Here is a 13002-nt window from a genome sequence, read left to right on the forward strand (position 1 = left end):
ACCGTATAGGGTCGAAGACTATTGCCTGAAATTTGGTACTGACTCAGTGTATTTCTAATATTATGTCAGCTATTGAGTAGAAAATTATGATTTCGTTTCGACTTTTGATTATCAGCGCAAGTATTGCGTTGCTACCGCTTTTGTCCAACTTAAGCGCCTCTGCACAAAATAACTTACAGAAAATTGAGCTAAAAGTTTATAGCACCAACGAGCAAAAACAAACTTGTCCAGACACAGTAATTGTTACTGAAAAACCCCGTCCTTATCAAGAAGGCAGTTTTACTACAGATGGCTCTGTTAACCTGAATACCTATGCTAGTAACATCTCAGTTCTCACAAGTAATAATTTTAGCGTTACATGGGTCGGGAAACTCAAACCAAGATATGCCAAATGCGTGGGATCTGCTGGCATGACTAAGGTTGATGGACAAGACTACTCTGGAAACATTAATTACTTACGGATGCACTTTGTTAAAGGTAAGGTTTACTTTATCTTAGATTTGGCAGGTGGCTTTGATCCTAATGATTATCCCCTAGTCGTTCTCAACAACAGTTTAAAGAATGGTAATCCGGCCTGGACTTGGGGTGGAAGTGATTAGAACCAAGTTAATCACTTAGCAATCCGACTTGATTGCCATAGTAGCGAGGGAATGTTGTTGTACCCGTACTAAATCTAGAAGTTCTTGGGGAGTGAGACTACGTTTTTTTTCTACTGATTCTTGTCTGACTGCATCTAGAACAGATTGGGTTTCTTCGTTATTGAGGATAATACCATGTTGCTGCAATACGCTAGATAATAGATGCCTGCCAGAATGTTTACCTACAACTAAACGGCGCTCTCTACCTACTTCTTCTGGTGCATACGGTTCGTAAGTATGGGGATTTTGTAGTACACCATGAGCATGAATCCCTGATTCATGAGTAAAGGTGTTTTCACCGACGATCGCTTTCCAAGGAGGTACACCATAACCTGATGCTGATGCTACGAGTTGAGATATTTCTAGTAAACGCCGTGTATCAATCCCCAAATCGTAGTGATACAAGTGCTTAAGAGCCATAACCACTTCTTCTAAAGCAGCATTACCAGCTCTTTCACCTAATCCATTAACAGTAGTATTTACTGATAAAGCTCCTGCTTTAATACCGGCAAGAGCATTGGCTGTAGCTAAACCAAAGTCATTATGTGTGTGCATTTCTACAGGTATCGCCAAGGATGTTACCAAGTGTTTTACCTTGGCATAAGTGGCGAAAGGGTCGAGAATACCTACTGTGTCACAAAAGCGAAATCTTGATGCACCCCATTCTTGAGCAGCCAGGACGACATCAAGGAGAAAGTTTTCTTCGGCTCTGGATGAATCTTCGCCACCAACGGATACAAACAAACCCCGATCAACTGCAAAACTGATGCTTTCTCGGAGTTTTTGTAGAACTACTTGCCATTGTCCTTGAAATTTGGCAGCGATTTGGATTGCAGAAACGGGGACAGAGATATGTACTCGCTGTAAACCACAACTGACGGAAGCTTGGATATCGGAAATTAAAGCACGGTTCCAACCTAGTAGTTGTGCTTGCAAATCCAAGTTAACAATAGTTGCGATCGCCTGTTGTTCTGCTTTACCCATTGCGGGTATTCCTACTTCGATTTCGTGAACGCCGATAGCGTCGAGAAATTTGGCGATCGCTATTTTTTCCTCTACACTAAAAGCAACACCAGCTGCTTGCTCTCCATCACGTAGTGTAGTGTCATTAATTAGAGTTTTATTCATTGGCAAAGTGTCTCCGAAGAAACAGAGGTAGATTATTCGCCTGAGTCCGGCTAAGTACCAAAGGAATCTGAAACAGAATACCTTAAAAGTCAATAAATTGCTAACTCACATTGAGCAAAAATTTTCAGTACCACAGCCAAACACTTAATTAGTTAAGCCACAGCATTTGGTACAACAAATTAGTCAATGTTTTACACAAAGTCTGATTTTTTGACTAGATGTAAGTCTTAACATATCACCTCTATTCAATTATGCACACTGTGAACATAATATCTCATCTATAGTATTTGATTTTTAATGTATAAATAACCTCTGGAAATTGCAGCGATCGCCATTCTCAGAGGTTATTAATTTCTGGCTACTTAATCTCCTATTTAATCTGTGCTTAGAGATTTTTCTGATACTAATTCTGTAATGTCTTCTATATTTTCATAATCAGTAATTCTAATATGTTTAAAAAAGCTGGATATCCAAGGCAGAGCCATTAAAATTCCTACTAAAACTAATAAAAATATAGAAATACCTATGATTTGATCACGGGGAATTTCTAATACGCCACGTAAAATTACTTCTCTCAATGCAGAAACTATCGTAATTTCTGCTGCGGCTCCTACTGATATTTTTTGTGATTGTAAGTAGTCAATTAACAAACGAAACAGTTCTACTAGAATCAAAATAAACAAGATATCAGATGTTACTTCTCGTAAATCTAATGGACGCAAAAATGACAAAAACATATCACCCAGACGAATGAGCATTACACAAAATAAGCCTACACAAAGAGAGATAACAATAATATCTTGAAAAATTTCTAGATTGCTGACAATTCTATCTCTATTGAACCAACTATTTATTTTCGTAATTATTCTTTTAGGCATAAATTCTCTGGAGAATTATGAATTATCTATTCTTATGATATGCAATTGAAAAAATAATTTTTATAACAATTTACACCTTGTAGAGAGAAAAAACGCAAGAGCTTTCAATTTTTATAAGACTCAGCGCATATATAGTAATCCTATGAGATTCCTGACTTGACTTGCGTGGGTGGGGAGTAGGGAAAAACCTGTTCAATATGATAAGATTCGCCTAAAAATATAAAAAGACTTATCATAGGTGATAATGATTATCCGTATGGTAAGATTAGAGGCTTTTATAGTATGGTGGCTGACGTAATTACCAATTCAGTTCCCGTTACTGTCTTGACTGGCTATTTAGGCGCAGGTAAAACAACCCTACTCAATCACATTCTCACATACGAGCATGGCAAAAAAGTTGCTGTGATCGTTAATGAATTTGGAGAAGTAGGCATTGATAACCAATTAGTTATTGATGCAGATGAAGAAATTTTTGAAATGAACAACGGCTGCATTTGTTGTACAGTTCGCGGTGATTTGATCCGCATCATTAATAATTTGATGAAGCGCCGTGATAAATTTGACCACTTAGTAATTGAAACTACTGGATTGGCTGACCCTGCACCAGTAATTCAGACATTCTTTGTGGATGAAGATATGCAAAGCCAACTGTCTTTAGATGCAGTAGTGACAGTGGTAGATGCCAAGCATATCTGGCAACATTGGGATGCAGACGAAGCTCAAGAACAGATTGCGTTTGCTGATGTAATTTTACTTAATAAAACTGATTTAGTCACACCAGCAGAATTAGATGAATTAGAAAAGCGGATTAGGTCGATGAATGCGATGGCGAAAATCTACCGTACTCGCAATTCAGAATTAACAATGGATGCGTTGTTGGGTGTGAAAGCCTTTGATTTAGATCGAGCCTTGGAAATAGATCCAAATTTTTTAGGTGAAGATGCCCACGAACATGATGATACTGTTTTTTCTGTGGCTTTAGTAAAAGATGGCGAACTGGATGGGGAAAAATTAAACGCTTGGCTTTCAGAATTATTGCGTACCCAAGGCCCGGATATATTCCGGATGAAGGGCATATTAAACATTGCTGGGGAAGATAATAGATTTGTCTTCCAAGGGGTACACATGATATTTGATGGTAGACCCGATCGCCCTTGGAAAACAGACGAAAAACGCAAAAACGAACTAGTTTTTATCGGTCGTAACCTAGATGAAGCCCAACTTAAGCAAGATTTTCTCGCTTGTCTAGTCTAAAAGAGACTAGGGAGTAGGGACTAGAGGCTAGGGAATAGAAACTAGTTATTAGATGTTCAGATTCTCAAACCCTCACCTCTAGCCTCTCACCTCCAACCTCCAACCTCTAGCCTCTCTATATACTTATGGATTTAACAACCAGCAAAACTAAGGAATTTGAAGAACACTATTCAGGGACACTGGCAGAATATGTAACTGCGATCGCCTGGTGTCCACAAGGAGATATTTTAGCCGCAAGTTCGGCGGCTGGGGAAGTAGTACTTTGGCAAAATGGTGAATTAACAACGCTGCAAACTGGTCATGGCCAGTCTGTAGATTGTCTTGCTTTCTCCCCCGATGGCAAGTTTTTAGCCGTTGGTGGACAAGATGGACGGGTGAAAATTTGGCGGGAACAGGAATTAATCGCCACTTTAGAAAATGTACCTGCGTGGGTGGACAAGCTGGCTTGGAGTCACGCTAGTAACCAATTGGCTTTTAGTTTAGGGCGTAATGTACAAGTTTGGGATGCTGATACTAATGAGGTGATCACCACGCTGAATTTTGCCGACTCATCCGCATTGAGTATTGATTGGCGTATTGATGGCAAATACCTAGCGATTGGTGGTAATAAGGGAGCCAAAATTTGGCACGCTCAAGACTGGAACGAAGAACCATATATTCTAAATATGCCTACGGTGAGTGTGGCTATGGCCTGGTCGCCTGATGGTAAATTCCTGGCTTCTGGCAATATGGATCGTAGTGTGACTGTTTTGGAATGGAATAATCCCGACCCTTGGGTAATGCGTGGCTTTCCTGGGAAGATTCGCCAACTAGCATGGTCAGAAGCAACTACCAAACTAGGTGCGCCAATACTAGCGTCTTCCAGCGTGGAAGGTATTGTTGTTTGGGAAAAGTTAGAAGATGAGGACATGGGGTGGGAAGCGCGAGTTTTGACTAATCATGTGGGTGTGATTAATGCGATCGCCTTTGCACCTAAAAGTTTTTTACTCGCTTCAGCTGCAACTGATGGCTGGTTATGTTTGTGGAACAAAGCCAAGCAAGTATCCCAAGTTCTCACAGGTGTTGCTGATGGATTTTCTACCCTAGCGTGGCATCCCCAAGGTAAGCTACTAGCCGCAGGTGGTGAAAAAGGAGAATTACTCATCTGGTCAAAGATTTTGCGGGGTCAAGGATTTGGACGTAGTTAATTCTGTGTGTGTCAGTAGTCAATAGTCAGTTGCTTTTGATGAAAGTTTCATACCCCATCTCCTTGTGTGTAGAGTGTTTATTGATTAACTAAAGTTGAAGATAGTTAATAAATTGGCTATGCTGTAGCAGAAATAGTAATTATTGGTGAATTATGTACTTAGTTAAACTAGTTTTGCTTGCCTGTCCTGTATTGATCGCATCTATCCTACTGGTAGCTAATCCAGCAAAAGCTGTTAGTATCAACTCTTTACCTAGTACACCAGCCGTTACAGCAGTATCCATGCAGCCAATCTCCGAATTGGCAACCCCACATTTAAATCAATCGTCTAATCCTATCATCGATCAATTGGGTTGTAGCTGCTCTAGCTGTGTTCAGACTAAACTTCAGTTGCTACAAGGAAAGTTACCCACCAATAATCTTTGAAGTGAAAAAGTATAACTTTTTAGAGGCACAGCAATGCTGTGCCTTTATTGTGTATTTATTTGATTTAATAAGTATGATTTGTTGCGATATAAGTAACGTGCGTATCTTGGTAGCTGGATTATTGGGAATATATATAACTGGGTATGGGTTAGCTCGTATTTATTCCCTGCAAATGGTAGAACATTACCCCACGAAATTTGACCCAGAATATCAGGGCAAAGTTCGTCAAGATTATATTGCTAAGAGGGATAGTCAGCCTGGAGAGGGGTGGGAATATCAGCTATTTTTGCCAGCAATCAAGACTGAAGAAGCTATTATCAATATAATCAATATATTGGTTTATCAGTGAAGTTATCCCTAAAAGCGGAAGTAGGCAGACTGAACACCATCACTATTTTTATTCAGCCAGCAGCAGTAAATGATGTCAAAAAATTTATTAGCAAACAATTCTTTACGAGTTATTCTGCTTCTCTTTACCAGTGGATTTGTTGCTTGTAGAAATCAAATTACAAGCACGTCCTTGACTCAGACTGCTAATGTAGTTGATGAAAATCTTCCCAAAGTCGTAGCCACAACCAGTGTACTATGTGACTTAACTAGACAGATTGCAGAAAATACTATTAATCTCATCTGCTTGATTCCCCCCAATCAAGTACCTCAGGCTTATCAACCAACAACTGAAGATAGCAGTGCTATTGAGCAAGCTAATTTGATATTCTACAATGGCTACAATCTTGAGCCAGAATTAATCAAGCTCATCAATGCTACAAAGAACTCTGCACCTAAAATTGCGGTGAGTCAAATTGCAGTTCCTCAACCACAAAAATTTCCCGAAAATTCTCGTCAAGTAAGCAATCCCTATGTTTGGCACAATCCTAAAAACGCCATCAAGATAGTGGAGGTGATTAATAGTAGCCTGAAGAAATTAGAACCAAATAATGCCACAATTTATAGTGACAATACCATAAGAATTAAAAGTGAATTAACTCAGTTAGACAATTGGATAAAATTAAAGATTGCCACTATCCCTCAAGACAAGCGTAGATTGGTGACAAACTATAATGCCATAGATTATTATACAAAAGCCTATGGCGTTCCTTCCGCTACTATTGGTACTGAAGCACAAGCAACAGATCAACGAGTAAAAAATTTGACCGCATATGTCCAAAAATCTAACGTACTAACAATTTTTGCAGATATGACAGACACCTCCAGACTAATGGAATCTGTTGCTACAGAGGCAGAAGTAAAATTATCAGAACGGCAATTATATACTCAAGGATTAGGAGAACCAACAAGCGATGGTGACACCTACCAAAATATGATGGTTGCTAACACACGCACAATTGTTGAAGGTTTAGGAGGAACATACTTGATATTTCAACCAAAAGCCCAAAAGTAGTATTTAATCTTGAGAAACACATAATACAGCATTTCTCGTTTTAGTTAGTTACATCTCGTGAAAATTAGAGGCTAGGTGTACTGTAACTAATGTAATTTGGAACTGCTATGTAGGCACAAGTTCAAAAATCTAGACTTGAGTGCTATCTAAATCGATTATGTCAATCGTGCAATAGCTAAATCGCGGATTAAATTAGTTCTAGAGAATAGGTAACTGTTGACGGAATTAATTTCTTCACAGCTAAGAGCTTGTTGGCTATCAAGCTGCATTAACAACTGTTTGACCAAATCTGTATCACTAAGTTTGAGAAGAGTACTGGACTGGGTTTGTTCAACTAAAGACCAAATTTGACGTAGTATTTGTGAGTTCATCGGACAAACTTTCATAACAACCCTTCCCTTTCTTGTCAACACAGGAAAATGCAATCAACAATCTTAGAGAAAATCTTACACGACTAAATCTAAAGAAAATCTTAAATATTACAAATATTTACCAATTTAGATGTGTGTCTAAATAACAGCAAAAATCAAATAGGAGTCTTATATTCAGAAATATATTTTATTGTTAACGTTTTGGGAAATTTTTTGTTTGGGGATTGTATACAACTGTATAAAAACTCAATCAATTAGAGTCCGAGGTATGTCAATATGGTATTTATAAGAAAACCAGAGTTATAGAAAATAGTAGATATATAAGCTTTGGGCGATCGCCTCCTCGGAGGACTAAACTATCGCATATTGCCAAAGTAGTACAAAAATATTAGTAAGCGTCGGAAAATCATATAGTTAGCAGTCGGAAAATCTGAAATTTTATAGCCTGCATCCTGTAGGAAATTTTGAATTTTCCAGCTTGTTTCTTGTAGAGTATTTTGAATTAAAAAATGTCTCCACTCGGTGTTGCTACCAGTCATTCAACTCATACCCTAGCAACAGGGAAAGCAAAACTTTGGCTGTTGCTGGTGGGAGTTAACCAATACCAAGATGAAAGACTACCTTTATTGCGTTACTCAGCTGTAGACTGTCAAGGTTTAGCAACAGCTTTAGCCGATGCAACTGAGCGTTTCCCCGAAAAAGCAGAGTGGGTATATCATGATTTTGCGTCTCAACTACCGACACTCTCCACAGTCCGGCAAAGTTTAAACCAAGTTACTAATACGGCTCAACCAGAGGATACGATTTTATTTTACTTCTCTGGTCACGGAATGCTAGAGTCAAATTCTCAACAAGCGATTTTGTGTCTAGCAGATACTCAAACAGACGACTTACTCAACACAGGTTTAGGTTTACAAGAACTTTTGCAATGTTTAGGAGACAGTCAAGCACAGACGCAGTTAGTTTGGTTGGATGCTTGTCATAGCGGTAGTCTCACCTTTAGGGGTGCAAAGAGTCACAACACACAACCATCTTTGCCCAATCCTACACCCCAGATGGTGGAGTTATTACGCCAACGGGCAAAACAGAGTAAAGGATTCTACGCCTTACTTTCCTGTGATACCAATCAACAGTCTTGGGAATTCCCCGAATTAGGACATGGAGTATTTACTTATTACTTGATGCGGGGGTTGCGGGGTGAAGCAGCAGACATACAAGGTTTGATTGATGCTGACGGACTTTATCGTTATGTTTATCACCAGACACGTCAATATATCGAACAAACTAACCAGCAATTACGGCTAATTAATCAACAAAATCGTAGCCGAGGGGATACAAAAGTTTATTCAGAATATCCATTGCAAACACCCAAGCGGATTGTCGAAGGTGTGGGGGAAGTAATTCTGGGAATCAAGCCTGCGTTAGTTGTGTCTCCCGATTCCCGACAAGCCTTAATTGTGGAAGGACTGACGACTAATCAAACGACTCTGGCTTTCAGTAAACTTTTGGGGACTGTAGGAGGTTTTGAGATTGAGTATTGGCCGTTAGCTCATACTAGTCAAGACTTACAGACTATAATTGGGCATTGCTTAAAAAGCAGAGACATAGAAACAGAAAATTCCCGAGAAAGTTTTGCCACAGTACTTTTATATTTGCATGGAAGATTAGACGAAACCGTAGATGGTGAACCTGTGTTAGTAGTGGGGGAAAATATCCGGTTGAGTCGTTCTTGGTTAAGACAACAATTGAGGCGATCGCTCTACTCCCAACAAATTATCATCTTAGACAGTCCTTTCGGCAACCACAGTCACATATCCTTACAAGATTGGGTAGAAGATTTACAACTGGGGTTTGAGCAGGGACAATGTATCATAGCTGCTGCCCCATCACCAGAAAACCCTGAACAATTCATTCAAGTTCTACACTCTACCCTACAAGCAGCCCAAGCACAACCAAGCCTATCAGCTGCCGCTTGGATTAGTCAATTGCAACTATCCTCCACATTACCATTACATATTTGGCTATCTGGTACACAAGGCGTAATTGAAATTATTCCCGCAAGTATAGCCACTAAGGGTAATCACTCAAATGTCACTGTTGATTTAGGTATTTGCCCTTATCGAGGATTGCAAGCCTTCCAAGAAAAAGATGTCCAGTATTTTTACGGTAGAGAAACCCTAACTCAACAACTCATAGCCGACTTGGCAACTAAATCATTTATTGCCATAGTTGGTGCATCGGGAAGCGGGAAATCTTCAATTGTTCAGGCTGGTTTAATTGCCCAACTCCGGCGTGGTAAGCAATTACCAGGGAGTCAAGAATGGTGGATGAGAAACCTCCGCCCTGGAGAAAATCCCTTAGAAAATTTATCACACTGTTTAGTAGATAGCGGTACAGAAAGGGAAAAGGTTTACCAACAAATGCAGCTGGAGGGGATTTTATCCCAAGGTAAGCAAGGGTTTACTCATTGGCTAAATCAGCGTAGCGAACCGATGATAGTGTTGGTAATAGACCAGTTTGAGGAATTATTTACCCTTACTTCTACTGAAGATAGGCAGAAGTTCCTCGACACAGTTTTAGGGGCGCTGGAGTCATCACCAGATAAATTTAAATTAATTATTACCTTACGGGCAGATTTCATTGCTCCTTGTTTAGAAATCCCGGCTTTGGTGAAGCTATTGCAGCAGTCTAGTGTTTTGCTACCACCTTGCTTAACACAAGAAGAGTATCGTCGGATTATTATTCACCCCGCCGAACAAGTCGGGTTAACAGTAGACCCGGAATTAGTGGAAGTGCTGTTGCAAGAGTTACATAATTCCCCAGGAGATTTACCACTACTGGAATTTGTCTTAGAACAGTTGTGGGAATATCGAGATAATGGTGTCATTACCTTACAAGCTTACCAGCAATACCTGGGTGGGATTAAAGGAGCATTAGAAAAGAAAGCCCAAGGAATTTACGATAGTTTAGACCCAGAAGCCCAAGAATGTGCGCGGTGGATTTTTTTATCACTGACACAGTTAGGTGAAGGGACGGAAGATACTCGGCGACGGGTACTGAAATCAGAATTAATTGTCAAAAAATATCCCGTTGCATTGGTAGAAAGGACTCTGCAAGCATTGGCTGCTGCTAAGTTGGTAGTGATGAATGGAGAGTGGGGGCAAGAGCCAGGGGGCAGGGGGCAGGGGGTAGAGGGAATAACCTCAGCAAATACTCAGCACACAGCACTCAACATTTCCTCGGTCACAGTAGAAGTAGCCCATGAAGTGATAATTCGTCACTGGTCAACATTACGCTGGTGGTTGGAGGAAAATCGTAGTAGATTGCGATCGCATCGACAAATTGAACAGTCTGCGGCTTTATGGCAACAACATAACCAACAACCTGATTTTTTATTACAAGGTATACGTCTAGTAGAAGCCGAGGACATTTATCTCAATTACACTGATGAATTATCTGGGGATGTCCAACATTTCATCGAAGCTTGTCTGCAAGAAAGACAACGGCAGCAGCGCAAGGAACAAAGCCGACTCAGACAAGCACAAAGGGCGGTAGCTATTATCAGTACTTTGGGTTTGACGGCTTTTGGTTTAGCTGTTTTTGCTTACCAGCAAACCCAACAAGCCCAACTCCAAGAAATCCAAGCTTTAAATTCCCTGTCGGAAAACTTTCTTCTTTCCCACAAGCAACTAGAAGCACTGATGGCTAGTGTACAAGCGGGTAAGGAAGTACAAAAAATTAGGCTGGGAATCCCTTTAGATACCCGCACTCAAACTGCAACTATCCTCCAACAAGCAGTCTACAGCACCCAAGAACACAACCGTTTACTACACAATTCTTGGGTAACTAGCGTCAGTTACTCACCTGATGGTGAAATCATCGCTTCTGGTGGTGCCGATAACACCGTCCATCTTTGGGGTAGAGATGGCAAGTTACTCACCACTCTCGCAGGTCATAATGATGGAGTGAACAGTGTCAATTTTTCCCCAGACGGTGAAATAATAGCCTCTGGTAGTGCAGACACCACAATTAAACTTTGGCAACGCAATGGTCAATTAATCACCACACTCAAAGGACATGATCAGAGTGTAAATAGCACCAGCTTTTCACCCAATGGTAAGATTATCGCTTCTGGTAGTGATGATAGTACCATCAATCTTTGGAGTCGTGGAGGTAAATTACTACTTACCCTCAACGGACATAGCCAAAATGTCAAGAGTGTCAGTTTTTCACCAGAAGGTGATACCATCGCCTCCGCCAGTGATGACGGTACAATTAAACTGTGGAGTCTAGACGGTCGTTTATTAACAACTATTCCATCCCATACAAAAGAAGTTTTAAGTGTGAGTTTTAGCCCAGATGGACAAATAATTGCCTCGGCTAGTGCAGATAATATTGTCAAACTCTGGAGTCGTAACGGTACTTTACTGAGAACTCTAGAGGGACATAATCAAGCTGTTTGGCAAGTAATTTTTTCACCCAACGGTCAATTGATTGCTACCGCCAGCGCTGATAAAACTATTACCCTCTGGTCTCGTGGTGGTAATATGCTGGGAACTTTTTCTGGTCATAACCATGAAGTCAATAGTTTAAGCTTCAGTCCAGATGGCAAGATGTTAGCCTCAGGCAGTGATGATAACACTGTCAGACTGTGGAATGTCAATCTCACACTACCAAAAACTATTTATGGACATAACGATAGTGTCAATAGCGTCAGATTCATCCCTAATACTAATACTATTGCTTCCCTGAGTTCTGATAGCACCATGAAACTCTGGAGTTTGCAAGGTAAATTACTCAAAACCTTCTCCTCTCCCATTGCTAACGTTACTAGCGTGAGTTTCACCACCGACGAAAATAAAGTAGCCTTGGCTAGTGGCGAGACTATCTATCTTTACAACCGTTATGGTCGTTTGCTGCGTACCCTATCAGGTCACAGTCATTGGATAGCTAGTATGAGTTTCAGTCCTGACAATCAAATTTTAGCTTCTGGTGGTACTGACAAAACCATCAAACTGTGGAGTGTAGATGGTGGCTTGCTGAAAACTATGAAAGGCCACAATGGTTGGGTAACTGATATCAAATTTAGTCGAGATGGCAAAACTATTGTCTCCACCAGCGCCGACAAAACCATCAAAATTTGGAGTTTAGACGGTAAGCTAATCAGAACATTGCAAGGACACAGCGCTAGTGTCTGGAGTGTCAATTTTTCACCCGATGGTAAAACTCTGGCTTCAGCTAGTCAAGATAAAACCATCAAACTGTGGAATTTAAATGGTCAATTACTCCAGACCTTCCAAGGACATAAAGACTTAGTTGATAACGTCAGTTTTTCCCCAGACGGTAAAACCTTAGCCTCCGCTAGTGATGACGGCACAATTAAGCTGTGGAATATTAGTAATGGCACTTTACTCAAGACTTTTTTAGGACATCGCGGTGGTGTCAAGAGTGTAAGTTTTAGTCCTGATGGTAAAATCCTCGTTTCGGGTGGACAGGATGCTACACTCAAACTTTGGAACATGGAAGGGATAGAACTACAAACTCTGGATCTGGATGATTTACTGAACAAAGCTTGCGATCGCCTGCATAATTATCTCACGACCAACCCTAATATAACTACACAAGAGTATCAACTGTGTTTTGGACAGTAGCAAGTAGGGAGTAAGGTAAAACTGACCAATGACTATTGACTATTGACTATTGACTATTGACTAATTAA

The 13002-nt window shown here is 40.3% G+C and carries 10 protein-coding genes; 7 read left to right on the forward strand and 3 right to left on the reverse strand.

Features of this window, described 5'->3' with window-relative positions; genetic code table 11:
• Positions 1 to 86 precede the first annotated feature (86 nt).
• Complete coding sequence (locus tag H6G18_RS09425; protein ID WP_190406832.1) at positions 87 to 599, forward strand: hypothetical protein; 513 nt, start codon at positions 87 to 89, stop codon at positions 597 to 599.
• Positions 600 to 614: 15 nt separating this feature from the next.
• On the opposite strand, the gene nifV is transcribed toward H6G18_RS09425, so the two are convergent.
• Positions 615 to 1766, reverse strand: coding sequence for a homocitrate synthase (gene nifV / locus H6G18_RS09430; RefSeq protein WP_190406833.1), 1152 nt, complete (start codon positions 1764 to 1766; stop codon positions 615 to 617).
• Positions 1767 to 2140: 374 nt separating this feature from the next.
• Positions 2141 to 2644, reverse strand: a complete 504-nt coding sequence (locus H6G18_RS09435; RefSeq protein ID WP_190406834.1) for a phosphate-starvation-inducible PsiE family protein — start codon at positions 2642 to 2644, stop codon at positions 2141 to 2143.
• Positions 2645 to 2926: 282 nt separating this feature from the next.
• Between H6G18_RS09435 and H6G18_RS09440 the strand changes: the two genes are divergently transcribed.
• The 5 genes from H6G18_RS09440 (at position 2927) to H6G18_RS09460 (ending at position 6912) form a co-directional block, all read left to right on the forward strand.
• The gene (locus H6G18_RS09440) at positions 2927 to 3898 is read left to right on the forward strand and encodes a CobW family GTP-binding protein (RefSeq protein ID WP_190406835.1); all 972 of its coding nucleotides are present in this window, start codon (positions 2927 to 2929) and stop codon (positions 3896 to 3898) included.
• 125 nt (positions 3899 to 4023) lie between these two features.
• Positions 4024 to 5085, forward strand: coding sequence for a WD40 repeat domain-containing protein (locus H6G18_RS09445; protein ID WP_190406836.1), 1062 nt, complete (start codon positions 4024 to 4026; stop codon positions 5083 to 5085).
• Between the two features lie 152 nt (positions 5086 to 5237).
• Positions 5238 to 5510 (forward strand): hypothetical protein, encoded by a 273-nt coding sequence (locus H6G18_RS24705; protein ID WP_242040257.1) that lies wholly within the window; start codon positions 5238 to 5240, stop codon positions 5508 to 5510.
• A gap of 73 nt (positions 5511 to 5583) precedes the next feature.
• The gene (locus H6G18_RS09455) at positions 5584 to 5859 is read left to right on the forward strand and encodes a hypothetical protein (protein ID WP_206757210.1); all 276 of its coding nucleotides are present in this window, start codon (positions 5584 to 5586) and stop codon (positions 5857 to 5859) included.
• A 72-nt stretch (positions 5860 to 5931) separates the two neighbouring features.
• On the forward strand, positions 5932 to 6912 hold the full coding sequence (locus H6G18_RS09460) for a metal ABC transporter solute-binding protein, Zn/Mn family (RefSeq protein WP_190406902.1): 981 nt from the start codon (positions 5932 to 5934) through the stop codon (positions 6910 to 6912).
• A gap of 155 nt (positions 6913 to 7067) precedes the next feature.
• Here H6G18_RS09460 and H6G18_RS09465 read toward each other — a convergent pair whose 3' ends face one another.
• Positions 7068 to 7283, reverse strand: coding sequence for a hypothetical protein (locus tag H6G18_RS09465; RefSeq protein ID WP_242040258.1), 216 nt, complete (start codon positions 7281 to 7283; stop codon positions 7068 to 7070).
• 509 nt (positions 7284 to 7792) lie between these two features.
• Between H6G18_RS09465 and H6G18_RS09470 the strand changes: the two genes are divergently transcribed.
• Complete coding sequence (locus tag H6G18_RS09470) at positions 7793 to 12934, forward strand: nSTAND1 domain-containing NTPase (protein WP_190406840.1); 5142 nt, start codon at positions 7793 to 7795, stop codon at positions 12932 to 12934.
• The last annotated feature ends 68 nt before the right edge of the window (positions 12935 to 13002 follow it).

The organism is Anabaena subtropica FACHB-260, from assembly GCF_014697105.1.
Classification (GTDB): Bacteria; Cyanobacteriota; Cyanobacteriia; order Cyanobacteriales; family Nostocaceae; genus Trichormus; species Trichormus subtropicus.

Bases quoted from the DNA above. Each gene is read 5' to 3' on its own strand.
- H6G18_RS09425 (WP_190406832.1), top strand. From the start codon at position 87: ATGATTTCGTTTCGACTTTTGATTATCAGCGCAAGTATTGCGTTGCTA.
- nifV (WP_190406833.1), bottom strand. From the start codon at position 1,766: ATGAATAAAACTCTAATTAATGACACTACACTACGTGATGGAGAGCAA.
- H6G18_RS09435 (WP_190406834.1), bottom strand. From the start codon at position 2,644: ATGCCTAAAAGAATAATTACGAAAATAAATAGTTGGTTCAATAGAGAT.
- H6G18_RS09440 (WP_190406835.1), top strand. From the start codon at position 2,927: ATGGTGGCTGACGTAATTACCAATTCAGTTCCCGTTACTGTCTTGACT.
- H6G18_RS09445 (WP_190406836.1), top strand. From the start codon at position 4,024: ATGGATTTAACAACCAGCAAAACTAAGGAATTTGAAGAACACTATTCA.
- H6G18_RS24705 (WP_242040257.1), top strand. From the start codon at position 5,238: ATGTACTTAGTTAAACTAGTTTTGCTTGCCTGTCCTGTATTGATCGCA.
- H6G18_RS09455 (WP_206757210.1), top strand. From the start codon at position 5,584: ATGATTTGTTGCGATATAAGTAACGTGCGTATCTTGGTAGCTGGATTA.
- H6G18_RS09460 (WP_190406902.1), top strand. From the start codon at position 5,932: ATGTCAAAAAATTTATTAGCAAACAATTCTTTACGAGTTATTCTGCTT.
- H6G18_RS09465 (WP_242040258.1), bottom strand. From the start codon at position 7,283: ATGAACTCACAAATACTACGTCAAATTTGGTCTTTAGTTGAACAAACC.
- H6G18_RS09470 (WP_190406840.1), top strand. From the start codon at position 7,793: ATGTCTCCACTCGGTGTTGCTACCAGTCATTCAACTCATACCCTAGCA.